The sequence below is a fragment of the Pseudomonas sp. TREG-RG-20F-10-E-6-01 genome (assembly GCF_022662455.1).
In the GTDB taxonomy this organism is placed as follows: domain Bacteria; phylum Pseudomonadota; class Gammaproteobacteria; order Pseudomonadales; family Pseudomonadaceae; genus Aquipseudomonas.
Window position 1 is genome coordinate 270,162 of the sequence record NZ_JAKNQP010000003.1, and the last position, 25,207, is coordinate 295,368.

Sequence of the window (25,207 nt, forward strand, 5' to 3'; positions counted from 1 at the left end):
TGCGCCAACAGGCCGTGCGTGAGGCGTCCAGGCCGTCAATGCGGCAATCCTAGGAATGCTCCGACGGCCCCCTACACTCATTTATCCTTGAACTAGAAGATGAATCTGACACATAAAAATCTTCTAACTTTGACCTCCGCTGGTTTATCGATTGAGGTTCGCCTGGAAAGTACCCGCATCCTCGGGTCCAGGCAGTTGCTGCATTATCGTGGGTAGTTGCAGGCACTGCCTGCTGGGGTATCAGAGTATCAATCATTACTCGGTCCTTGAGTTGAACGTGAAGACTCAATTATCAGGACTGGAATAATGATTAACAGATACAGAAGCCGGTCGAAAACCAGTTCAGATAATTATCCGCTGCCGCGTAAATAGCGCGCACACAAAGACGCCGCGCTGAAAATCAGGGCGGCGGCAGGGGCAAAGGTATCGTTTACAGGACCGAAAGACGCGCGCGCGTTTCATCCAACGCGCGGGTTAAGCCCTGCTAAATGGCGCATTTGTCTCATGCGCCCAGGGCCCGTATGACTCATTTGCGAATATTCCTACACCTCAAACAGCTTCAACCTGCAACGCAACGCGTTCGCGACACGGGCATTCGTCCATATAGCGGTGTGCTTCCACGAACTGATTGAATGGAAACACCGTCGTTTTCAGCGGCACCAGTACACGGTCGGCCGTCAGTTGGTTGATATCACGCAGCGCACGCTGCAAGGCCACCTGATCCTGAATGATGCCCAGCTCCGGCTTGCCGGTGAAGTTGCCGATGCAATGCACAAAGAACTGAATGTTCTTCTGGAACGCTGCGCACGCCGGAAACGGTGTCTGGTTGCCGCCTTGCAGGCCATAAAGCACCAGGCTGCCACGCGGTGCCAGCACGTCACCGAGCAACGACATCTGCGGGCCGCCCAAGCCATCGAACACCACGTCAACGCCGCGGTTGTCGGTGAACTTGTTGACCTGCATGAGCAAGTCCTGTTCTTCGGTGACAATCACCTTTTCTGCCCCGAGGGACAGCAGGTACTCACGCTCTGCGCTGTCTTTGGTCGCGGCAATCACCCGCACACCCAAGGCTTTGCCCAGTTGTACGAACGAGGGGCCGGCGCAGTGGCTGGCGTCGGTCACCAGGGCGAACTGGCCGGGTTTGACCCGCGCCAGGTCCACATAGGCAAAGTAGGCAATCAGCAGCGGCGTGTAGTGCACGCTGGCTTCAATCGGGCTCAACACGTCCGGATAACGGGTCAAAGCCGAACGGGGCAGGACGATCTGTTCGCCATACACCGGGTAATCATTGGGGCTCTCGGCCGGAAAACTGGCCACTTTATCGCCCACAGCCAAGTCATCCACGCCGTCGCCGAGGGCTACAACCACCCCGGCCATCTCGTGGCCAAGGCCGGACGGCAGACGTGCATGGGAAGACGCCAGGTTCTGGCGCCACAAAATGTCATACCAGCTGATGCCAATCGCGTCGACACGCACCTGCACTTCGCCCGGTGCGGGCAGCGCGGCTACATGCTCTTCGCATTTGAGCACCTCGGCCGGACCAAACTTGTGAAAACGGATCGTGCGGGACATCGCAAACCTCGTCAAAGTAACCTCTAATGCCATGAACTCTATCTGGGCTTTCCAGGTAAGACCACCGGTCGCCGTTAATAGTCGACATGCCTGCCATTGATTCCGCAACTGAGGAATGGACCCCAGATCTTGTAGGAAAACTCAATTAGCCGGTGCAGAGTACCAGCCTTTCCCCGTAAGATTCATGCCGGTCATTGTTTACATGTGGCCGCTCTCGTCAAGCTCGCTGACTCTTCCAGGACACAAGATGAACCGTAACGACCTGCGTCGTGTCGACCTTAACCTCTTGATCGTATTCGAAACCTTGATGCATGAGCGCAGTGTGACCCGTGCCGCCGAGAAGTTGTTCCTTGGCCAGCCGGCCATCAGTGCGGCGTTGTCGCGCCTGCGTGGACTGTTCGATGACCCGCTGTTTGTGCGCACCGGGCGCAGCATGGAGCCGTCCGCCCGGGCTGTAGAGATTTTCGCCCTGCTCTCCCCGGCCCTGGACTCGATTTCCACCGCCGTGAGCCGCGCCGCCGAGTTCGACCCGGCCACCAGCACGGCCGTGTTCCGCATCGGTTTGTCGGACGATGTCGAATTCGCCCTGCTCCCCCAGTTGCTCAAACGCCTGCGCGCCGAGGCGCCGGGCATCGTGCTGGTGGTGCGCCGGGTCAATTACATCCTGATGCCGGGTCTGCTGGCCTCCGGCGAAATTTCCATCGGCGTAAGCTACACCGCCGACCTGCCGGCCAATGCCAAGCGCAAGGTCCTGCGCCGCAGCCTGCCGAAACTGCTGCGCGCCGACAGCGTGCCCGGCTCGCTGAGCCTGGATGACTTTTGCGCCCGCCCCCACGCCCTGGTGTCATTCGCCGGCGACCTGAGCGGGTTTATTGATGAAGAGCTGGAAAAACTCGACCGCAAACGCCACGTGGTCCTAGCCGTGCCGCAGTTCAACGGCCTGGGCACATTGCTGGCCGGCACCGATATCCTGGCCACCGTGCCGGACTACGCCGCCGAAGCGCTGACCTCAGCGGGCGGATTGCGCGCAGAAGACCCGCCGTTGCCCGTACGCTCGTTCGAATTGCACATGGCCTGGCGCGGCTCGCAGGACAACGATCCGGGAGAGCGCTGGTTGCGCTCGCGGATTCAGATGTTTTTTGGCGATCCCGATAGCCTCTGATCGCCGTCTGCAACCCCCTCAACCAACCAACGCCACCTTGCGCGCCACTGCCCATGGCGCTATCAGGCGTTGCGGGGTCTGGCAGGTCTTGCGTTTGAACACGAAGTTGCGGCACTTCTCGGCGAACTGTTGGCGGTTGTGCACCATGTCTTGCTGCATGTGTGCCAGTTCGTGTTCGCGACAGTGTTCCACCTGATCCAGGTCCATCGTTGCCTTGCGTGCGCGCGCCAGCACATAGTGCTCGTCGTCGAGCGCGCGGGTGGCCTGCTGCATGAGCCATAGGCCAAATGCCTGTGGGCACCGTGGGCCGATGGCCTGAACCATGCCGTAGTGCTGGGCCTGGTCGGCACTGATCGGCAGGCATTCTTGCGTGAGCCGCTGCGCCACTTCACTGCCGACGGCACGTGGCAGGCTGTAGGTCCAGTATTCGGAGCCATACAAGCCCATGGTTTTGTAATGCGGGTTGAGGACCACGCCCTCACGGGCGAAAACGATGTCGGCCGCCAGCGCCAGCATGACGCCGCCGGCTCCGGCACTGCCGGTCAGGCCGCTGACCACCAGCTGCCGGGCCGTGAGCAGCTCCTTGCAAACATCGTCGATGGCCTGGATGTTGGCCCAGGCTTGCAGCCCAGGCACCGTGGCGGCCTGAATCACATTGAGGTGCACGCCGTTGGAAAAGCTGCCACGCCCGCCCTTGATCAACAGCACCTGGGTGTCTCGCGCCTTGGCCCAACGCAGTGCAGCCACCAGACGCTGGCATTGCTCGGTGCTCATGGCGCCGTTGTAGAACTCAAACGTCAGTTCGCCGACAGGCCCTGACTCTCGGTAGCGAATCGGTTGATAGGCCTGTTCATTCCACGTTTGTCTGGCGAGGGTGCTGTCCAGCACGGGAATGCCTGCGAGTTTTTCGGCCAGCACGTGACGGGCCGGCAACTTGAAGGTTTCCTCACCGGGCTGGGCTTTGCGTTTGAGCGAGCCGATCCACAGGCTGTGATCGCCGGCCGCCACCAGCACCGCGTCGTCCTGTACCGCAAGAATGTCGCCCGGCGTGCCGTGGCGTGAGTCCAGGTGCGCGTCGTACACGTAATACTGCCCGCCCCTGATGCTTGCCAACACACCGGGCTGGCCATCAGCGGCGTCGATGTTGCGTTTGATGAAGCGTGCGCAATCGAACCAACTGAAGCTGCGGTCAGCCTGGGTCATGTTGGGCTGCAATCGCCCGATGACGTTGGGCTGCGTGTAATCAAGCGGTGCCGGGACGAAGCCCCGGGCGAATTTTTCCACCACGTCGCGGATGCAATCGATGGCTGCGTCACTCACCAGGCCGTTGTACAGCTCGGATTTGCGCACGTCGGCCGGCATGTCGAATTCACGCGTCGACCAGATCGGCCCGGCGTCCATTTCCTCCACCGCCTGCAGGGCGGTCACGCCCCAGCGGCTGACCTGCCGGGTGATGGCCCAGTCCAGCGCACTGGCGCCGCGGTCGCCGACGATCCCCGGATGGATGATCACGACCGGGCGTTCCGGGTTGCTCCACAGCTGCTGTGGCACACGGTCCTTCAGAAACGGGCAGATCACCACATCGGCGCCTGACGCCTCAACCTGCTCGCACACCGTGGCGGCATCGGTGAACAGCACCACGCTGGGCGCGTGACCCGCCTGGCGCAAGTCCAGCCAGGCGCGTTGGGTCAAACCGTTGAACGCCGACGATAACAACAGGATCTTCAATGACCGCATAGCTGACTCTTCCTTGAGAATACGCGACCCGAGGCACTCATTGAGCCCTCCCTGGCCTTTGATGGAAGCATAAGGTTAGAGGCACTGCCAGGCAGGTCACCTGATCAGGATCAATCTTGTGTCAGCCAATCGCGCATTCGTGGCCATCCGCAAAGCCATAGGCAATGCACTGGTGCTGCTCCAGGTCGCGGTCGGACAACGGCGTGCCATGGCGAGCCAGGTACGCCGGCGATGCACAAAACACGTGCCACTCACGCGTCAGCAGCCGATGTTCCACCGTGTGCGGCCAGGCGTGGCCGTCACCAATGCGCAGTGCAATGTCCACGCCCTCCTTGAACGGGTCGAGATGGCCGTCAGAGAAGGAAAGACGCTCAACCTGGCGCCTCAACCCGCAACGCTCTCCCGCCGACCCTGGCGCGACAGGTTCAACGCCACCAGCAGCGCCAGCACGGCCATGACCATTCCCGCAAGAAACCCGCCGCTATACCCCGCCTGCGCGGTCAAGCCAACCAGCAAGGTCGAGGACAGCATCTCGCCCAAATCCCGCGTGCTTTGCACGGCCGTCATGTCTGTCCCCGCCTGATCGCTTTGGGCGGCGAAGGCCATGGAGGCGGTCATGATCACCACCGAGGTCGCACCGGTGGCAAACGAGCCCAGGCCTACCGCCAGCCAGATCAGCCCGGTTTGCGTGGCGAGCATGCCGGTGGCTTGCAACAGCCAGGTCAACGCAGCCACACCGGCCATGCCGACCGCGAGCATGAACGTCGGCCACAACCCCAGTACACGGATCAGCCAGGCGCCGCCGCCACAACCGAGGACGACAGTGACCATGCCGCCGCTCATGCCCAGTTGGCCGATGGCCTGCAACGACCAGCCGGCGTCGTTCAAGAACAGTTTGGACAAGCCGAAACCGGACACCGAGGTCATCGCTGACAACAGCGCCAGCAGCACCAGCGCCAGCGCTTTCGGGCGCTTGATAAACCGCCACAGCGAAGCATGCGCCACGTCCGGTTGTGTGTCTTTGGCGGGGGCCACGTGCAGCCAGCCGACGCACACCAGGCTCAGTAACGGCACCAGTGCCAGCAGGCTGAACGCCGTGGTTTGCCCCAAAGCCCCGCTGAGCAACAAGGTGCCGGCGCCGCCAACGAAAAAGCCGACCATGGTGCCGCCGACTTGAATGGCGTTGATCCGCGCCAGCATGTTGTCGGTGAAGTACTCGGCGGCCATGCCGTCGGTGGCGATGTCCTGCGTGGCGCTGGCCAGCGAGGCGACAATCAACAGGCCCACGGCCACGCCTGCGGTGGCCACGCTCAGGCCGATGCTTGCCAGGGTGACGATGCACAGCAAGACCAGCACCTGCATCGGTATGATCCAGCTGCGCCGCCGTCCCAGTCGCGGGCTCCAGTGGTTATCCACCTGGGGCGCCCAGATGAATTTGATCACCCACGGCAAGCCCACCAACGGCAGGAAGGCCAGCGCATGGAGTGCAGCGCCGTCATGGCGCAGCAGGGTCGGCATAGCGTCCATCGCAATGCCGAAGCAAATGCCCTGAGACAGGTACAGCAGTGCGAAGGTCAGCACCATGCGCCAGTGTTTCAACAGTTCCAGCATGACAACTCTCCCATCAGGCAACGTTGGCGGCGGCAGCCCGTGCCGCACGCGTAAAAGAAATCAACCGGCGCACTGCCCACAAGGCACTCGCACCGCACAGCAACAACACCAGGTCGATGGGCCACAGCGGCAGACCGCCCTGCCTCACACTCCCCACCATGTGCACCCCGCCCGCAGCGACAAAGGCCAGGCCCGCCACCGCCAACAAAAGGTGCAGCGGTTGACGGCGCGGCGGCATCACGCACGCCAGCAACAGGCTGGCGAGCCAACTGCCCCAGAACCACCCCGCCAGCGCGCCGCTGCCCAGCGCCCCCGCGCACAGCAACACGGCGGTGGCCGTCAGCAACCCGCCGCCACCGCCGACCACCAGGCGCAACAGCACCTGCCAACCGGCGCCCGCCTTGAGGCGCCTGCGTTCCAGCCACAGGTACAAGCCGCTGAGCACCAGCACCGCCGCCGCCAACGCCATGGCGAAATGCACGGCACGCAGCAGCGGCCCGCCATAGGGCACCCAGCGGTAATCGGCAAAGTGCAGCGGCTGCACCGCGATGAACGCCTGCAGCCACAGGCCGCGCCCACTGGCACTGCGGGTGCCCACCGCCACGCCGTCAGCGCCTGCGTAGGCATGGCGTTCAAACACCGCGGTGCTGGGCAACCCTTGCTGGATGCCGCTGACTTCAACCCAGGCACCCGGCTCGCCCCAGCGGTGCAAGGCGAGGTTTTGCGCCAAGAACCCGGGATGAGCAGCGGCGTCCTCGCGCAACAGCTGATCGAGATCGACCCGCGCCGCACTTGCCTGCGCGCTGACCTGCGGCGGCGCGCCCAGCAAGTGCATGAAGGCCTGCTGCGGCGCGCCTGGAAACGCCTGCCCGGCCAGGCCCAGCGTGCCGAGCGCGCCAAGGCCCGACAGCGCGCCGGTCACGCCGAACAGCAGCAACCACGGCCCGCACCACCGTCCGACCAGGCTGTGCAGGTCATGGGCAAACACCCGCGCGCCACGGTCCCGGCGCAGGCGTTTAAGGTCTTGCAGACGCCCGCTGTGCAAGGCGCTGCCGGCCCAGATCATCAGCAGCAACACCACGCCCAGCAGGCTGATCAGCACCCGTCCGGGGAAGCCGATGAACAGGCTTTTGTGCAGATTGAACAGGATGTCGGCCGCATTGCCCGACGCGACCGCACGGCCGTTGGCCGGGTCCAGCGCGACGCTGCAATCGCCGGGCGAAGCGCACAGCTCGACCACCGAGTGGTGGCTATCGGGCAAACGAATGCGCAATTCGTCCAGCGCCAGGCCCTTTTCACGCGCGACCTCCAGCCATTGTTCCACCGCCATCGCCGGTTTATGGCTTAACGCGGAAGGCCCGCGAAACCAGGCGCGCAAGTCTTCATGGGCCATGCTCCAGGCGCCGGTCAGCAAGATGCCAAACAGCACCACGCCAAACACCGCGCCCATCCCGGCATGTACGCGCTGCACCAGCGCCCTGGGGGCTCCCATCAGTTTCATGACCAGGTTCCATCCCATAGCAGCCAGGGCGTAAACAGCAGCAGCCAGGCGCTGGAGCGATACACCACACGCGGCCGATCCGGCGCCAGCAGCGACCACAGCAGCACCGTCACCAGAAAGCCCAGCCCCAGGAACACCCCGGCATACAGCCGTTCCAGGCCGTCGCCCCACGGATAATGCCGCGCCAGCAGCACCGCCAGTTGCAGGCTGCTGAGCAGACTGCCGGCCAACGCCAGGCCGATGCGCAACGGCCAGGCGCCGAGCATCAGAACGTACCTCGCAAGGTCATGTTGAGGCTGCGCGGTTCGCCGTAGCGGTTGTTCCAATTGACGTTGGACAGGCTCTGGTAGTACTTGCGATCGGCCAGGTTGTTGCCGTTCACCGCGGCCGTCCAATGCTCGTCGATGCGATAAGCGACGCGCACGTTGAGCAAGGCATAGCCGCCCTGCTCCAGGGTCACTGCACCGGATTGCGTGGCGTAATCACTTTGCGCCTGCACGCCGGCGCCGACGCTCCAGCGCTGTGCCTGCCACGGCAGTTGGTATTCGGTCCAGACCCGCGCCATGTGGCGCGGGGTGAATTCGGCGTAGCGTTCGCCCGAGGCGTTGTTGGTGTCCTTGAGGTATTCGGTGGTGGTGTAGGTGTAGCCAGCGGAGACGTTCCACTCAGGCGTGATGTAGCCGGTGCTTTCCAGCTCGAAGCCCTGGCTGCGCACTTTGCCACCGCTGATGTAATAGGTGTTCGGCCCGGCGCCGGGGTGTTCGGGATCGACCTGCGGGTTGTTTTCAAGATCGATGCGGAACACCGCCAATGACACATTCAAGCGGCCATCGGCCAACTCGCCCTTGACGCCGGTTTCGTAGGTCTTGCCCTCGACCGGCTTGAGCAGATCGCCGCTCCAGGTTTGCCCGGTTTGCGGCTGGTAGACCTCGGCGTAGCTGGCGTACCACGACCAGTTCTGCGCAAAGTCCCAGATCAGGCCGCCATACGGGGTGATTTCCCGACCGGGCTTGAAGTGGCTGGTCGGCGCGTCCTGGTCCCACCAATTGGCACGGCCGCCGATCACCAGCGTCAACGGGTCGAGCAGTTTGTAGCGGGTCAGCGCGTAAACGCCTTTGGAGGTGGTGGTGGTCGAGCCCGGCGAGGTGTAGGCGCTGATCCCGGGCTTGGGCACGCTGCTCGGGTCCCAGCGATAGACATTCACCGGCACATTCAACGGCGTGGTGAACTGAGCGCTGTGCTGTTCGGTTTCGCCCTGGCTGTAGTTGCTGCCCAGCAGCAATTCATGGCTGCGGCCGAACAACGCGTAAGGCCCATCGACCGACGCATCGACGCTCTTCTGAGTGCTGTTGAAGGTATACGCCGCGCCCATCAAGTGCCCGCCATCGCCGGTGAGCGGGTCGATGGCGCCGTACGCACCGGCATAACGCAGGCTGGAGTCAGCGTCCTGGTATTCGGCGGCGACTTTGGCTTTCCAGTCGTGATCAAGTTGCTGCTCGAGGGCGCCGAACACCCGGCGCGTGGTCCACTTGAAGCGGTCCCAGTCCACGTCCAGGTACGTGGAGCGCGGCAGGTGCAGGCTGGAACCGTCTTTGGCCATCGGCACGCCGGCCATATTGGTCACCTGGTCGATGGTCTGATACTGCGCGCCCAGGGTCAGCAGCGTGTCGGGGCTCAGGTCGAACTCGGTGACACCGTAGAGCAACTGCGTGTCTTGTTTGCCGACGTCGTAGAAGTAGTCGCGGTCTTCATAAGCGGCCACCACTCGGCCACGCACGTTGCCCGATTGCGTCAACGGCCCGCCCACATCAACTTCGCCGCGGTAGCGGTCCCAACTGCCAGCACTGAGGGTGCTGCTGGCGGTGAATTGCTTTTGCGGGCGTTTGCGCACCAGGTTGACCGTGGCCGCCGGGTTGCCGCTGCCGTGGAGCAGACCGTTGGCGCCGCGCAGGATTTCGACGCGCTCGTACACCGCCATGTCCTGGGGCGAACCGGCGGTTTCACCGAGCATCGCCGGCACACCGTCCAGCTCGAACGCGTTGATCTTGAAGCCGCGCACGTAATAGGCAGTCGTCAGCAGCTGGAAGGGTTGCACCGTCACACCGGTGGCTTGCTGCATCACTTCGTCGAGGCTGAACAGGTTCTGCTGCTCGATGCGCTCGTGGTCGATCACGCTCACCGACTGCGGGGTTTCCCGCAGCGTGAGTGGCAGCTTGCCCAGGGTGGTCACGCCCGGCGGGGTCACATCGCCGGAGGTGTCGTCGCCGGCAATCTCGATACTGTCCAACTGCACGGCGGCACGCGCCAGTGCCAGCGGGCTCAGGCCCAGTACCAGCGCGATCCCCACGTGTGCCCCGTTACGCTTGAAGCCCCGCCCAACCTTTGTTGCTCCCCGGTGTGACATTGCTGCGCCCCATTCGATAATAATTCGCATTAGTATCGTTTAAACGAGCGGGCCGACTTTTCGATTCAGGGACTTTTTCAATGGCTGCCCGGCACTCATTCACCTCGGTGCTGCTCGACGAACTGCGCATACCACGGGTGTGTGGCGAGCAAATGCTCATGGCTGCCGCAGCCGCTGACACTGCCGCCTTCCAGCACCAGGATCTGGTCGGCATCGCGCACCAGCGTCGGGTTGTGCGACACCAACACCAAGGTGCGCCTGCCGTGCAGCGCCTGCAGGCTGCGATTGACCCGTGCCTCGCTGCGCGCATCGAGGCTGGCGGTGGGTTCATCCAGCAGCAGGACCGGCGCCTGTGACAGCAACGCACGCGCCAGGCCAACCCGTTGCCGTTGGCCGCCGGACAGCAATGCCCCGCCCGGCCCCACTTCACTGTGCCAACCCTCCGGCAGGCGGCTAAGGACGTCGTCCAGTGCAGCGTCCCGGGCGGCTTGCTGCAATTGCGCGGGCGTGGCGTGCGGCCGCGCCATGCTCACGTTCCACAGCAGGCTGCCGGCGAACAGGCCGCTGTCCTGGAACACCTGGGTCATGTGCTGGGCCAGGGTGTGTTCGCTTATCTGGCGGATGTCCACCTGGCCAAGGTGCACTTGCCCGGTCTGCGGGTCCATGCCGCGGCCCAGCAAGGCCAGCAAGGTGCTTTTGCCCGCCCCCGAGGGCCCGACGATTGCCGTGAACGTGCCCGCGGCGCAATGCACATCGAGGTCCTTGAGCAGGTGCTCGCCCGCCTCGCCGAAGCTGTTCAGGCGCTGCCCTTCCAGGCTCGCATCCTGCGGTTGCTCACCGGGTTGCGGGCTGTGCAACGTCGGCGCCGCCAACACCGCCAAGACTTGCGAGAGCGCCTGCCAGGCCATGCGCAGGGCCTGGTCCAGATACGCCAATTGCGACAGCGGCTCGATAAAGCGCACCAGCAGCACCAGCACCGCCACCAGCAGCGCGCCGGATAAATGCCCCGCGGCCACCGCCAGCACGCCGCCTGCCAGCACCAGCGCAAACACCATCTGCACCGCGGCGGCAAACCCGAGGCCGGCGGGCAACCCCCGGCGATTGAGCTTGCGCGTCGCCTGGTGCTGCTCATGCAGCGCCTCGCGCAGGGCCCGTTGGCCCAGGCTGGCGTCGCCGGCACTGCGGATCAACGCCTGTTGCTGCGCGAACGCCTGCAGCAGCCGCGCGGCGTGGCGGTCCACGGCCTGACGCTGTTGCTCAAGATCCAGGCTGCGCCGCCCGGCCCAACGTAAAAGGCCGAACAGCGGCAGGTACGCCAGCGCCAACACCAGCGCCAGACGCGGCTCGATGAAGAACAGTCCCAGCACCACCACCGTCGGCGTCACCAGCGCGGTGACCAACGGTGCCAGCAGGTGCGCGGGAATGCCCATGCTGTTGAACACCGGCCCGCTCACCAGCCCTTCCAGTTGGCCGCGACGGGTCAGCGGCAGTCGCGGCAAATGTTGCACCAACTGCCAGACCAGGCCCGCAGCCAACCCGGCACCGGCCAGATAACCACGGCGCTGCGCGACGTAACTGACGCCCGCCTGCAGCAGCGTCAACCCCAGCAGCACCAGCACGCTCGACTGCAGGTTCTGGTGCTCGAACCAGGCCAATATCAACGGCACCAGCGCCAAGCCTGCCAAGCCATCGAGGACGGCGGCCAGCAGCATCCACACCAAGGCGCCGCGCAGCGCGCGCCGGGCGAGGTCGGGCAAATGACGCAACAGCGAAACAACACTCATGACACAGGCTCCAGTTGATCGGCGTTCGAGGTTTGCTCGTTCCAGAGCTGTCGGTAGAGGCCGTCCATGGCCAACAGGTCCGCATGGCGCCCGCGTTGCACGATGCGCCCGTCACTGAGCACCAGAATCTGCTCGGCATGGCGGATCGTTTCCAGGCGATGGGCGATGATCAGCCGCGTACGCCCGGCCGCGTCGTTGTGCAGGGCGGCGCGCAGTGCGCGCTCGGTGTGCGGGTCGGTGGCGGACGTGGGTTCATCCAGCAACATGATCGGCGCAGCCGACAGCAGCGCCCGCGCAATCGCCAGGCGCTGTAACTCGCCACCGGACAAGCGCACGTCTTCGTCCACCACGCTGGCGTAGCCCTTGGGCAACCCCATGATCCAGGCGTCCAGGCAAGCGGCCTTGGCAACGCGGCAAACCTGCGCGTGGCTGGCGTCGGGTTGATACAGCGCGATGTTCTGCGCCAGCGACAGGCGCAACGCACCCGCCTGCTGAAACACCAGCGCCAGGTGCTGTTGCAGCGCCCGACTGGCGATCTGCCGAACATCCACCCCGCCCACGCGGACTTGCCCGCTGTCCACGTCCATAAAGCGTGCGATCAACCCGGCCAGGGTGCTTTTACCCGCACCCGACGGCCCCACCAGCGCGGTCGTGGTGCCGGGTTCCAGGCGCAACGTAATCGAGTTGAGGACCGGCACGTCACCGTGGGAGAAATTCACCTCAAGCATCTCCACGCTGGCATCCCTGGGCGATTGCGGCGCTTCGGGCTCGGCCAGCGGTGGCGTGGTCAAAACGGCCTGCAAACGCCGGGCACTTTCGCCTGCCGAGTTCAGCGCATCAAAACCGTGCCCCATCGCCAGCACCGGCGCCGCCATGGCACGCACCAACAATAAAAAGCCGCAGACTTGAGCAGCCGCCACGTCAGCCACACCGATCAACAATGCGCCAAGCACCACCCAGGCCAACAGCCACGGCGCGCTCAGCAGCACCTGGATCAACGCCGCCAAGTGTCCTGCACGGCTCACCCAGTGGCTGAAGCGCTGATCAAACTGCTGCACCGCCTCCTGCACACGGCGATGAATACCCGCATCCGGAAATTGCCGGACCAGACCGAGGTTGCTTGCAAACTGGCTGTAGTCGCTGAACAGGCGCTGGATCGCGCCGTTTCGCTGCGCCACCGCTTCGCGGTAATGCGCCGAGCCCAGGCGCCAATAACCCAGCCCCCCCAACGCCAGCGGCAGCAAGCACCAGAGCGCCAGACCGCTGTTGCTCCACAGCAGATACCCGAAGGTCGCCAGGGGGATCAGCAGCAGGTTGACCAAGTCGGTCGGCGCATGCCCAACCAACTGATGCAGCGCCCGCACATCCTGCTCGGCATAACGGATCACGCCCTCCGGTCCCAGCCGGGAGAACCAGCCCAGCGGCAGCAGCTGCAGATGCTCGGCGAGGCGCACGCGCAGGCGGTCGCAGAGGTCGGCATCCACCTGATGAGTCAGGTGCAGCGCCAGGGTCTGGCCACACAACCACACGGCAGATGCCAGCACCGCCAGCACCACCCAGGCCATGGCCGACGCCGCCAGCGGCGGCGCCTGGCGCAGGCTGTCGGCCAAGTGCGCCAGCGCGATCAGTGGCAGCAGCGAACAGATCCCGGCGACCGCCTGCAACGCGACCGCCAGGTATAAGCGCCCACGAAACGGGCGCAGGATTTCGCGCAGAGGGCTCATCGAATGCACTCCAGCGCCTGGGCCAAATTGGCCGCGGGCAACGTCTGCGCCGGCTGCTGCGGAAAACCGATGGTTGCCGTCACCTGCTGCCACAGCCCGACCACTTCCAGGCTGCGCTGTTGCAGACGCGCCAGGCCAACACCGGTAATCAAAGGTTGCAGCGCGCTGGCGGCGGCGGCCGGCCAGATGCTGCGGTAAACCTGCGCCCAATCCGGCGCGGCGGCCTCCAGCACCTCGGCGCAGGGCAACGGCTGGCCGGCCAACGGGCCGAACAGGTCGAACACGCCCTCGGCGTCCTCCTGCGGCGCGCGCACGGCGGGCATCCACAGCAGCGGCCCGTGGGGCGACGCCAGTAACAGCGTGCCGCTGTCGGTGGCGATGCTCAGGCGCAGCAACATCTGCATGCGCCCGTCATCATTGGCGGCCAGTTCGTTGAGTACGCGCAGCGACACCGGCACCTGCGCCATCACCAGGCTGATATCGCGCCAGGCCGAGAGTGCCGGCGCCACACAGTCCACGGACCACGGCCCCACCGACTCCAGCAGCGCCGCCAACACGTCCAGCGTCGCGTAGCTGACTTGCACTGCGCAGCTGGCCTCGATATGCCGAATGCCCTGCTGGCGATGCAGCTGCCGCGCCAGTTCGATAAAGCGCGCCACGCACGGCAGCTGCGGGTAAAAACTGTTGAGCAGGCAACGCCGTTGCAGGCGGTTCGCCGTGCGCAGCAACTCGTGCAGTTCCTGGGGCAACAGCGGATGCTCGATCAACACATGCATGCCGCGCTCCATCAGCGCTAGTGCCACGGCCGGGCCCTGCTCTCCCCGTGCGGCACCGCCCACCGCGACGCACGCCAGGCGCGTGTCGGTCGGCACTTGCTCAAGGGCGTCGAAACTCGGCACTTCCAGATACCGCGCCAGCGCTTGGGAACGCCGACTGCCCTGCCCCAGCACGCCGACCAGTTCCAAGTGCTCGGCGGCGGCAACCCCAGCCGCATAGAACTGGCCGAAGCGCGAGCCCACCACCAGGGTTTTCAACGCGAACGTCATGGGTGTTCCTCCAGCAAATAACGACTCAGCCCGGCGTTCAGGCATTCAAAGTGATTGCCGCGCAGCGTATGTACCGTCAACGGTGCCAGCGACGCCGCCTGCCACCAGGCCTGCAAACTGGCGTGGTGATCGGGGATCATCGGGTTGGCAACACTGGGCACAAACAGGCGGATGGCGCCCACATACGGCGCGCCGTCGCTGTAGTGACTGGCGTGAACGGAATGCACAAACACTCGATACAGCTGCTCATCGGCAATGCCTTGCGCCGCCGCGAGCACGCGGGCCTTGAGCACGGCCACATCCAGGTTCAGGCCCGCCGAGGCTTGCAGTTGTTCGGCAGACGGCAAGCCGAGCGCCGCACCGTCCAGCCCAAGGGTGGCGGCGAAGCTGTAGAGCATCAGCACTTCATCGTCGACCAGATACGGAATGCGGTAGCTGGACACAATGTCCACTTGGCGCACCTCAGCGCCCAGTTGCAGCAAAGCCTTGGCCAGCTCCAGGGTCACCAGCCCGCCGGAGCAGTAACCGAGCAGATCGAAGCTGCGCCGGCCGCTGTCCCACAGCGCCTGGGCGTAGCGCTTGCCCAAGGTCGCGTTGACATGCTCGGCAGGCAGGCGCAGATAGTCGTCGCTGTCGTGCACCGCCAGCCCCAGCAACGGGCCGCTACCGGCCAGTTCAGCGATCAACGCGCGGTACGGCAACAAGGTGCCGAGCCCTTCGTGCACCAGCACACGTGCGGTGCCTTCGCCGCCGACCAACTCCGTCAACGCGTCCACACGCAGGCGCCCACCCAGCGGCGCCCGGCGCGTATCCGGCACTGGCGCCGCCGTCGTCGCCGTCGGCGCTTCACTGCTCGATTCACTGCGCAAACGCTGGGCCAGGCCTTGCGGGGTCGGCTGGCTCAGCGCCCACCGCAACAAACGGTCGAAGGGTTGCGCCTGCGCCAACGGTTCCTGTTCGCGCAGCCCCGCGATCAACTGGGCGATGAGCAGCGAGTCGCCGCCGGCCGTAAAGAAATCCTGATCCGGAGACAGACCGCTGCAATCAAGCACCCGCTCCCAGTGCGTGATCAAGCGCTGCACCAGTTCATCGGCGACATCGACCTTCGCGCGCTGCACCGGGCGCAGTTGCCGTTGCTCGGCCTGGGTGATGAGGGCGCGGCGGTCGATCTTGCCATTGGCCGTGACCGGCAACCGGTCGAGCACCCGCACCTGCGCCGGCACCATGTAACGCGGCACCCGCTCGGCGATAAATGCCAGCAAGGTGTCTGCACTGAGCAATGGGCGGTCGGTTTTCACGCGGGCGACCAGCACGTCGTAGCCCAACAGCTTCAACACGCTGTCGGCGGGCGCCAGCGACTCAGCCTGATCGCCGGCCTCGCTGTTCAGCCACGCCAGCCACTGGGCGGTGTGCACAAACAGTTGCCCATTGGTCGCGCGCACATCCACGGGCGTCTCCATCATCAGGCTTTGGCTGATGCTGATTTCGCGGTGTTCACGCGTCAGTTCCTGAATCACCAGCCATGCATCGGCCTGCAGCAGTTGGCGTAAACCGGCCAACAGGCGCTGTGTGTCGAGGGCATTGTTCAATGCACCGGAACTGAGCAGCAGGTCCAGGGACCCGGCCGGCAACCCTTGTTCACAGGCGGGTTTGTTCATGTCGAACGGCATGAAACGCACCCACGGATACGCCGCAAAACGCTCGCGGGCCGCGTTGAGGAAGTAGCTCGACACGTCGGAAAACACGTAGTCGATCTGCACCCCGGCCGCCACCCACGGTGCCAGCGCCGGAATAATCAGCGCACTCGCCGCACCGGTGCCGGCGCCCACTTCGAGGATGCGCCAGCGCCGCTGGCCCTGACGCGCGACAATCGCGCTCACCGCCTCGGCCATCGCCCGGTGCAGTACCTGGGCGTGTTGACCGCGGCTGTACATGGCCTCGGCAATGTGCGCCGAACCCTGCGGGAACATCAGGCTTGCCGGGCTCAGGCGCCCGTCGAGTTGCTCGGCCAGGCGGGTCGCGCTGCCGCGCAGGTAATCCACCAGGGCTGCCGGCCACAGAGCGGCCGGTGCCAGCCGGGCGAACTGCGCCCACGCCTGCGCTTGATCGAAAACAGCGACCTGACAGCGCCAGCCATCACCGTCGGTTTGCAGATAGCCGCTCTCGACCAGCAGCGTCAGCCAATGTCGCAACAGGCGATGCTGGCCGGGTTGAAGCCTCAACGCCTGGCACAGCGACGCAAATGCCAGGTGCTGGCCTGGCAGCAGCAAACCGCTGCCCGCCAGCCAGTGCAGCAGCGAAGCGTCCGCCGCGCGGTCCAGCGCGAGCAATGCCGCCTCGATGTCGGCACGCGGGCCGAAATCGGCTTGCTCAAGGGTGTGGCGCGCCGGGCGCAGGACCTCGTGCAGCTCATCGCGCAGCTGTGGCGCCGGCGCGCCGGTGTGCAGGGTGACGAAGCTGCATAAAGACCGCTCGTGACGCTCGCCCAGCAACACCGTGGTACTCGCGGCAATCTGCGGATGGGCCAGCCAGCCCGCATCGATTTCAGCCAGCTCGATGCGGTGGCCGCGAATCTTCACCTGATCGTCCTGGCGGCCAAGAAACTCGATCAGGCCATCGCCATTGAGGTAGCGCCCCTGGTCGCCGGTGCGATACAGGCGGCGCCCGCTGGCATGGGTGATAAAACGTTCGGCGCTGCGTTGTGGGTCTTCGGCGTAGCCCAGGGCCAGGCCAAGGCCGCCGATATGGATCTCGCCGCGCACGCCCACCGGGCATTGGCGGCCGAGGGTGTCGAGCACTTCCAGGGTCTGGTGTTTCAGGGCGCGCCCGTAAGGAATGCTTGGCAAGGCGGTGTCCGCCGGGCGAATGCGATGCTCCACCGACCAGATCGCCGCTTCGGTGGCGCCGCCCAGGCTGAACAGTTGGCTGTCGGGCCAGCGCTGCCACCAACGGGTGGGCAACGTGGTGGGAATCCAGTCCCCCGACCACATGACACACCGCGGCCCGGGAATTGTTGCCGGCTCGGTCTCCAGGTAATCCACCAGCATCTGCCCTTGCGCCGGCACCGAGTTCCACAGGGTGATGCCGTGCTCCTGCATCAATTGCGCCCAGTGCGAAGGGTCGGCGCCGCGTTCCGGATCAGGCAGGACCACGTGCGCACCGACGGCCGTGGCGCCGAAAAAGTCGTACACCGACAGGTCGAAACTCAACTCGGCCAGGCCCAGCACGCAGTCGTCGGCGTTCACCGCGTAGCGTTGGTTGATATCCTCAAGGGTGTTGACCACCGCGCCGTGGCTGAGCATCACGCCCTTGGGCGTGCCCGTGGAGCCAGAGGTGTAGATGATGTAGGCCAACGCCTCGGCCGCCACCCCTACCGGCTCGCGGGTTGGCCAACGCGGGTCGGGCCGGAGGCTGTCGATGGCAATGCGCGGCAGCTCAAGCGTGTCCGGCAATGCCTGTGCGTGCAGGGTGATCACGGCGTCAATGCCAGCGTCGCGCAGGATCGCTTCACGGCGCAGGGCAGGCTGGCGAATGTCCACCGGCACATACGCCGCGCCCATCTGGGTAATGCCCATGACCGCCATCAGTTGCCAGGCACTTTTGGGCAGCATCACCGCCACCCGCGCACCGCGCTCGACGCCGAGCGCTTCCAGGGCCGCGCGCACGGCCGCCGCGTGTTGGGCCACCTGGCGATAGCTGTAGCGGCCGTCGCGATCGCTGATCACCGTGGCATCGGGTGTGCGCACGGCCTGTTGAGCGAAGCCGGCGGCGATGTTGCGGGCCGGGGCGCTGGCCTCTATCTGCGGGTTTGCCGCTTGCGCGGGCAACACGATGTCGCCACGCGCCTGCCACAGCTGCGGGTCCGCGGCCAGGCGTTGCAGCAGGTCGACATAGGCCTCGAACATCTGCGCGGCCATGCCGTCCGGCAGCACACCGACGCGCACGTCCCAGCCAATCTGCAAGCCGCCGTACTGGTCGCTGACCTGGCAGTCGATCCACACCTGCGGGGTCTGGCTGATCATGTAGCTGGGCGGCTGCAACAGTCGCCCGGCATCGCCGAGCAAGCGTTCGACGCTGCCGATGCCACTGGTGAACACCACCGACATCAGGTCGGCGCCACGCCCCTGCACCCGCGCCAGCTCGCGCAATACGTCAACGCCGGTGAAGCGGCTGTGGTCGAGGTCATCAAACAGCTGCGCACCGATACGCCGCGCGCGCTGCACAAAACTTGCGCCCTCGGCGCCGTGCACGGCGAGCAGGCTCAGGGCGGTGAAATCACCGATCACCTGGCCCAGTTGCGGGTGCAGGTTCGGGCGGTTGAGCACCGTGAGGTTCAGGCAAAAATCCGGGCTTTGGCTCCAGCGGCCGATCACTTCGGCAAATGCGGCCAAGGTCACGCCCGCGGCACTCAGGCCCTGGGCGCTGGCGAGGGAACACAGGGTGTTCCATTGCTCGGTACCGAGCACGCCGTGGTGGTGAATAAAGCGCGTCGAGCCCAGGCCCGCATGCTCGCTCAGCGGCAGGTCGGGGCGGCCGGGCAGGCTGTCCAGGCGTGCCAGCCACCAGGCTTTGTCGGCGTGCCAGGCGGCGCTGGTGCGCGCGTGTTGTTCGTGCTGCAAATAGTCGCGAAACGTCGCCTCCAGCACCGGCCAATGGCGCGTCGGTTCAAGGTAACGCTGGGTCCATTCCACCAGCAACAGTTGCAGGCTGGCGTAATCAAGCAAGGTGAAATCCACCGAACAATGCACTATCGCCTGCTCGCGACCCAGGCTCACTTCGGGCAGCAGGATCGGCCATTGATCAAGCGCGTGGCAGGCATGGTCCAGGCGTGTACGCAGCGCTTGCAGGTGCGCTTCGAAGGCCTCTGGAGTGGCCTGGCGCAGGTCATGCACCGGCAATGATTGCCACGCGACCTGGGCCTGTACGCATTGACGGCTGTTGTCTTGCACCACCGCGCGCAGCATCGGGTGGCGTTGCACCAGCGCGTTCCAGGCCTGGGTCAGTTGTTCGGTATCGACATTCGCCGGCCATGGGTATTCGACGTACAAGTGGCACGCATTGCCGCCGTAGTCGAACGCCGGGTTGCGCCCCAGTACGTAGGCGCCCTGCACCGCGCTCAGGGCGAACGGTTGCAGCGCCTGTTCCGGCTGCGCCTGCCAGTCCTGCGGCGAGAGATGCACCATCAAGGCCTCACGCTGGGCGCGAATACGCTCGGCCAAGGCTGAGTCCAGCGCGCCTTCGGGGGCGCGAAAATGCAGTTTGCCCGCAGTGGCCCAGAGTTCAATCTGACGCTCACGGCAGAGGTGCAGCAAATCATCCAGGCTCATAACACGCCCTCCTCGATGGCCACGTCGTCACTGCGCAGCAGCAGCGCGGCCATGCCGGCCAGGGTCGGTTGCAGATAAAAGTCGCCCATGCGCAGGCTCACGCCCACCTGTTCACGCACGCTGGCCAGCAAGCGAGTTGCCAGCAGGCTGTCGCCGCCAAGGCTGAAAAAACTCGCGTGGGCGCTGTGCACCGGCCGCCCCAGGATGGCTTCCCAACAGGCCGCCAGTGGCAACAGGTCGGTGCTCAATGCGGCGTCTTCGTGGTGGGCAGGCTGGCGGCGTTGCCACGCGTCGCCGAGGTTGGCCTGCAGGCGCGTACGGTCGATTTTGCCGTTGGCATTCAGGGCAAAACGCGGCACGCACCACAGGTGTTCCGGGCGCATCGCCTGGGGCAAACGCTGTTGCAGCCAGTGGTTGAGGCTTTCGCAGGTCAAACCCTCGCCTGCTGCCTGGGCACTCACCAGCACCATCGCGGGGTTTTGCCACAGGCATGCCAAATGGCTGAAGCCGCTCTGGCCGAGCCGTTGCGTCAGCGCTTGAGCGCCCGGCAATACCGGCTCACGCGTATCCAACAATGCCGCACTGACCAGCCGCAATGGCGAGTCGCGCAGCAGGTCTGCCAATAGCAGCTGGCCGTGCGGTTTGAGCAATGCCTGCGCCAGGTTCAAGCCATCGGCCGGCTGGGCGTAGCTGTGCAGCGCCGCGAAGCTGATCACCACGTCGTACTGCGACCAGTGCTCAGCAGGCAATACGCCGTCCACCACCTGCTGGCTCGCCACGCGCTGGCGCTGGCCGGCAGCGGCCGCCAGCAGGCCGGCGCTGGTGTCGAACACGGTCAGTTGCAGGTCGCGTGAGCGTGCGTGGTTCAGCCATTGGTCCAGCAATTGCCCACCGCGCACATCCAGTACCGCCACCTTCAGCGGTGTGGCGTGCTGCTGGAGGGCCCGGCTCATGGCGTCCAGCACCTGACGACCGGCTGGCAGGTTCAAGGCCATGGCCTGAGGCGCCAGCAACGGGTCGAACAGCACCTGCGCGGCGCCGTCTTCACTGCGCAACAGCACCTGCAATGCGCCGACCATGCGGGGCAGGTCGGCTTCGCGCCAACCCAGCTGCGCCACTGCATCGCTCAGGCTGATGGACTCGACGTAGCCAGCGAGCCACGCGCGCCAGGTGTCGAGCAGCGCACTGGGCGGCGGGTCTTGCAGCAGGCGTTGCAGCAGCTCAGCCGTGACGCGGTGTTCGGCTGCCAGGCTGTCATCCAGCATCGACTGCGCGGGCAGCGCCTGAACCGGCACACAGCCGGCGTTGATCACCACCGCCGCGCCAAGGCTGCCGTGCACCACGGCGGCACAGGCGCTGTCGATCAGCGGATGCGCCGTGAGCGCGGCTTCGATCTCGCCCAGTTCGATACGCTGCCCGCGCACTTTGACCTGCTGGTCCATGCGCCCAAGAAACTCAATGGTGCCGTCGCTCCAGAAGCGCCCGCGATCGCCGGTGTAATACCAGCGTCCGCGCGCATCACTGCGAAAACGCTGGGCGGTGAGCACCGGATCATTGCGATAACCACGGGCCAGGCTCGCGCCGCCAATCAGCAGTTGCCCGATTACCTGGTCCGGCACATCACGCCCGGCGCCGTCCACTACGCGGTAGGCCTGGCCGGCCAAAGGCTTGCCATAAGGGATCGACGGCCAATGCTCGGGCACTTCATCGATGGGTTGCAGGTTCGACCAGATACCCGCCTCGGTCGCGCCGCCCAGGCCGTACACCCGGCACTGCGGTGTGGCGTGGCGGCGCAGGCGTGCGGCAAGGTCCAGGGCGATCCAGTCGCCTGACAGCAAGACCGCCCGCAGGCTTTGGTAGTGACAGTGTTGCGTGCCGATGCTCAAGGCCATCTCCAGCAATGCCGGGGCCGAGTTCCACAGGCTTACGCGGTGCTCGCTGATCAGGTGCGCCCAGCGCAGCGCATCGCGGGTTTCCTCAGGCGGCAGTAACACCAGGCGCGCGCCCTGCCCCAGCACGCCAAACAGGTCATAGACCGAAAGATCGAAATCCAGCGCCGACACGGCCAGCAGGCAGTCGTGCGGCGTGACGCGCAACTCGGCCTGCACCGCGTCAATCGTGTTCAGCGCCGCCGCGTGGCTGACTTCAACCCCCTTGGGAATGCCGGTGGAGCCGGAGGTGTAGATCACGTACGCGCTGGCCTGCGGCGCGGTTTTTTTCGCGGTGGCCAAGGGCGCGCATTGCGCCAGCCGAGCCGGGTCAAGCCACTGCAATGAACTGCCCGCGGGCGGTTGATCGGCAATCACGCGGGTAATCCCCGCCGCCGATTCGATCAGGCTACGCCGTGCGGGCGGTTGCGCGGTGTCCACCGGCACGTAGCAACCGCCGGCCGCCAGCACGCCAAACACGGCGGCAATCTGCCGAGGTCCGCGCGGCAGGCACACTTCAACGGCTTCGCCCTGGCGCATGCCCGCGTCGAGCAAACCGGCTGCCACGCGCAGGGCGTGCTCGGCCAGCTCCTGATACGTCCAGCGTTGTGCACCACAGATCAGCGCCACCGCGTCGGGTTGCGCGGCGCTTTGGCGGAAAAAGTCATCAAGCAAGCCACGCCCCTGGGCCAGCGGCGGCAGGCTGTTCTGCCGGTCGCGCCGCGCCTGTTGCGCCAGCGGCAACAGCACCGGCTGCGGCTGATTCCAGTCGCTGTCGGCGAGGCGCTGCACCAGTTCGATGTAGGCGGTGAACATGGCCGCCAGCACGCCATCGGGGAAAAGCTCGGTGAGGCTGTCCCAGGCCAGCAGCACACCGTCTTCGACCCGATACAGCTGGTGGTCCAACCACACCTGTGGGGTTTGCGAGAGCATGTCGTGCAGGTCGCCGAACACCTCGCGAAAACTCTGCGGTACAAAGCTCGAATCACTCAGGTTGCAGGAAAACACCACCGGCGCCGAACGGGGGTGCCCTTGGCGACGGGCCTCACGCAGCACTTCCAACGCGGGAAACGCTGCGTGGTCGATGGTGGCGTGCAGGTCGCGCTGGAACCGCCGGGCGCCTTCGGCAAACGCTGACTGCGGCGCGTCTTCGCAGGCCACCAGCAGCAAGGTGGTGAAGTCGGCAATCACCTGGTCGACGGCGTGCTGGTCATCGTGGCGGTCGAACAACGGCACGTTGAGCAAAAAATTCGGCTGTTCGCTCCAGCGCGCCAAGACCGCATTGAACGCCGTGGCGAAGACGCTGGGCAAGGTCAGGCCGTGGGCGGTCGCCTGGCGTTGCAGACGTTCGGCTTCCGCCGGGCTGAGCACAAACGCCTGACGGCTGAAGCGTGGTGCGCGGATCGACTCCGGCGCACGGGCCAATGGCAATGCCGGGCCATCGGGCAACTGTGCCAGGCGCTGGCACCAATGTTCGCGGTCGCGCTCATACGCCTCGGCGCGCCGCTGGCGGCGCCGGCTCAGGTAATCGGCAAAGTGCAGTGTGGGCGGCGGCGCCAGCGCGGCCGGTGCCTGGTAGGCCTCACCCAGCTGCGCCATCAACAAGCGCAGGCTTTCCACGTCCACGGCCAACAGGTCGACACTCAGCCATACGCGGTCACGGCCGTCCGGCAACTGCACCAGGCCGACCAGCATCACCTGCCCCGCCTCCACCGCCAGGCACTCATGCGAGCGCCAATCACGCAGCGCCTGCCAGGCCTGGTGTGCGGCGGCTGGCGCATGGTCGCGCCAGGGTTGGTGATCGAACACCGGCAACGCTGGCGCCGCCAGAATCCGCTGCCGACCGTCATTGAAACTTGCCCGCAACATCGGGTGCCGCGCCTGCACACACTTGACCGCCGCTTCCAGGCGCTGCGGATCAATGCCCTGGCAATCGAACTCCAGCCACGCGTGGCAACTGATATTGCCCAGTACCTCGTCCGGCCCGCGCCCCAGCCAGTACGCCTGTTGCACGGCGCTCAGTTCAAAGCTGTCATCCGGCGCTGCCAACGGCGCAGCATCGGTTACCCGGTGGTGCGGCACCTGGCCCTGCAACAATTCCAGCCACGCCGCCAGGCAGGGTTGTGCGCTGAGTTGGGCAAAGTCGATGTGCAAGCCGTGACTGCGCAAACGTTCCTGCAGGTACATCAGGCGGATGGAATCGAGCCCGCAGCCGAGGAGGTTTTCCTCATCGCCCAGGTTGTGGATGTCTGCCGTGGTGGCGCCCAGCAACTGGGCGAGGTGTTCGATCAGCCATGTGCGCAGTGAGGGGGTGTCTGCTGTTGTCAGCTCGCTCATGAAAAGCTTCCTGTGACCCGTCTGGATAAAGTCCCTGGCTCACCAAGATGGAAGCCATTCTCAATTGGAACTCTATCGCAAGCAGGTTTTCAGAAAGCGCTCAGGGCTTTAGATGCACGGGCCTTTTCATTCGATTCAGAGACACCGACCCACGCTCAACGGATCTCGCTGGGTGATACGCCGTAGCGTTTACGAAAGGCAATCGAGAAATGCGCCGGGCTGAACCCCACGCCGTAAGCGACGGTGGAGACGTTGCTTTCCTCGTCGCTGAGCATGCGGTGGGCTTCGCTGAGGCGATGCTCGTGCAGGTAGCCGAACACACTGGTGCCAAACACCTTGCGAAAGCCCGCGGTGAGTTTGCGCGGGCTCATGCCCACATGGCTGGCCAGGGCGTTCAGGCTCGGCGGCTCCAGCAACGAGCGCACCAGGCGATCGCGTGCGGCGTGGACACGCTCCACGTCAGAGGAGGTAATGCGCAGCTTTTGTTCCGGCTGACCCCGTTCACCGAGCAAAAATTGCGCGCTCAGGGCAGTCAGCTCCAGCGCTTTGCCACCCAGGTACAACGAACGGCTCGGGCCCTGCATCGGGCACGTCGCAATCTGTGTGGCAAGCGCCTGCATCGCGCGTGGCGCCGGGCGCACCATCATGTACGGGTCGCCGCCACCACTGGTCAACAACTTGCGCGGGGCCATGCCGAGGTGGCGGTCGAGGGATTCCAGGTCCAGTTGCACGATGGTGTAGCGCAGCGGCGTGGAGGTGCCGTAGATCTGCGACGAGGTGAACTCGCCGTCATTGACGATGGTGCACAGGCTGGGCCCCTTGATCGATTGCTCGCTGTGCCCGGGAATGCGGCACGACAACTCACCGCTCTGCACCAGGATCAATTTGAGGCCGCGCTCCAACGGGTCTTCCACCCAGTTTTCGCTCTGTGACCACAGCGTGCCGGTGACCAACGTCATGTGCGGTTCCAGGTAGACCGTGCCGGGTTGGTTGCCCTTGGGTTCGGCCTGCGTCTCTTGGTGGCTGGGAGCGATGATCGTAATAGTCATTGGGTTTTCCCTTGATCCTTTAAGG

14 protein-coding genes are annotated in these 25,207 nt (G+C 65.2%); 1 reads left to right on the plus strand and 13 read right to left on the minus strand.

Going from position 1 to position 25,207, the window contains the following annotated elements; translation table 11 throughout:
- Positions 1-549 precede the first annotated feature (549 nt).
- Complete coding sequence (locus L8K08_RS11630; RefSeq protein ID WP_106578091.1) at positions 550-1,572, minus strand: zinc-dependent alcohol dehydrogenase family protein; 1,023 nt, start codon at positions 1,570-1,572, stop codon at positions 550-552.
- A 247-nt stretch (positions 1,573-1,819) separates the two neighbouring features.
- Here L8K08_RS11630 and L8K08_RS11635 point away from each other — a divergent pair, with 247 nt between their 5' ends.
- On the plus strand, positions 1,820-2,734 hold the full coding sequence (locus L8K08_RS11635) for a LysR substrate-binding domain-containing protein (RefSeq protein WP_028616088.1): 915 nt from the start codon (positions 1,820-1,822) through the stop codon (positions 2,732-2,734).
- A gap of 18 nt (positions 2,735-2,752) precedes the next feature.
- Here L8K08_RS11635 and L8K08_RS11640 read toward each other — a convergent pair whose 3' ends face one another.
- The 12 genes from L8K08_RS11640 to L8K08_RS11695 all read right to left on the minus strand — a co-directional run bounded on the left by L8K08_RS11640 (position 2,753) and on the right by L8K08_RS11695 (position 25,182).
- Positions 2,753-4,471 carry a hydrogenase maturation protein gene (locus tag L8K08_RS11640; protein ID WP_242196914.1) on the minus strand — a complete coding sequence of 573 codons (1,719 nt, stop codon included), beginning with the start codon at positions 4,469-4,471 and terminating at the stop codon, positions 2,753-2,755.
- A gap of 121 nt (positions 4,472-4,592) precedes the next feature.
- Positions 4,593-4,859: a LysR substrate-binding domain-containing protein gene (locus L8K08_RS11645; protein WP_347340999.1), complete on the minus strand. Its 267-nt coding sequence runs from the start codon at positions 4,857-4,859 to the stop codon at positions 4,593-4,595.
- The gene (locus tag L8K08_RS11650; protein ID WP_242196917.1) at positions 4,856-6,082 is read right to left on the minus strand and encodes a RhtX/FptX family siderophore transporter; all 1,227 of its coding nucleotides are present in this window, start codon (positions 6,080-6,082) and stop codon (positions 4,856-4,858) included. Before L8K08_RS11650 ends, L8K08_RS11645 begins: the two co-directional genes overlap by 4 nt.
- Before the next feature lie 13 nt (positions 6,083-6,095).
- The gene (locus tag L8K08_RS11655) at positions 6,096-7,583 is read right to left on the minus strand and encodes a PepSY-associated TM helix domain-containing protein (RefSeq protein ID WP_242196920.1); all 1,488 of its coding nucleotides are present in this window, start codon (positions 7,581-7,583) and stop codon (positions 6,096-6,098) included.
- The gene (locus L8K08_RS11660) at positions 7,580-7,849 is read right to left on the minus strand and encodes a hypothetical protein (RefSeq protein WP_145160526.1); all 270 of its coding nucleotides are present in this window, start codon (positions 7,847-7,849) and stop codon (positions 7,580-7,582) included. The genes L8K08_RS11655 and L8K08_RS11660 overlap by 4 nt, the downstream gene beginning before the upstream one ends.
- Positions 7,849-9,930, minus strand: coding sequence for a TonB-dependent siderophore receptor (locus L8K08_RS11665; RefSeq protein WP_242196923.1), 2,082 nt, complete (start codon positions 9,928-9,930; stop codon positions 7,849-7,851). The genes L8K08_RS11660 and L8K08_RS11665 overlap by 1 nt, the downstream gene beginning before the upstream one ends.
- Before the next feature lie 152 nt (positions 9,931-10,082).
- Positions 10,083-11,771, minus strand: a complete 1,689-nt coding sequence (locus L8K08_RS11670) for an ABC transporter ATP-binding protein (RefSeq protein WP_242196927.1) — start codon at positions 11,769-11,771, stop codon at positions 10,083-10,085.
- Positions 11,768-13,495 carry an ABC transporter ATP-binding protein gene (locus tag L8K08_RS11675; RefSeq protein WP_242196931.1) on the minus strand — a complete coding sequence of 576 codons (1,728 nt, stop codon included), beginning with the start codon at positions 13,493-13,495 and terminating at the stop codon, positions 11,768-11,770. Before L8K08_RS11675 ends, L8K08_RS11670 begins: the two co-directional genes overlap by 4 nt.
- Positions 13,492-14,541, minus strand: coding sequence for a Gfo/Idh/MocA family oxidoreductase (locus L8K08_RS11680; RefSeq protein WP_242196934.1), 1,050 nt, complete (start codon positions 14,539-14,541; stop codon positions 13,492-13,494). Before L8K08_RS11680 ends, L8K08_RS11675 begins: the two co-directional genes overlap by 4 nt.
- Positions 14,538-19,868 (minus strand): non-ribosomal peptide synthetase, encoded by a 5,331-nt coding sequence (locus tag L8K08_RS11685; protein WP_242196937.1) that lies wholly within the window; start codon positions 19,866-19,868, stop codon positions 14,538-14,540. The genes L8K08_RS11680 and L8K08_RS11685 overlap by 4 nt, the downstream gene beginning before the upstream one ends.
- A complete protein-coding gene (locus L8K08_RS11690) occupies positions 19,865-24,133 on the minus strand; it encodes an amino acid adenylation domain-containing protein (protein ID WP_242196940.1) in 4,269 nt (1,422 codons plus the stop codon). The genes L8K08_RS11685 and L8K08_RS11690 overlap by 4 nt, the downstream gene beginning before the upstream one ends.
- A gap of 155 nt (positions 24,134-24,288) precedes the next feature.
- The gene (locus L8K08_RS11695; protein ID WP_145160513.1) at positions 24,289-25,182 is read right to left on the minus strand and encodes an AraC family transcriptional regulator; all 894 of its coding nucleotides are present in this window, start codon (positions 25,180-25,182) and stop codon (positions 24,289-24,291) included.
- Between the last annotated feature and the right edge of the window lie 25 nt (positions 25,183-25,207).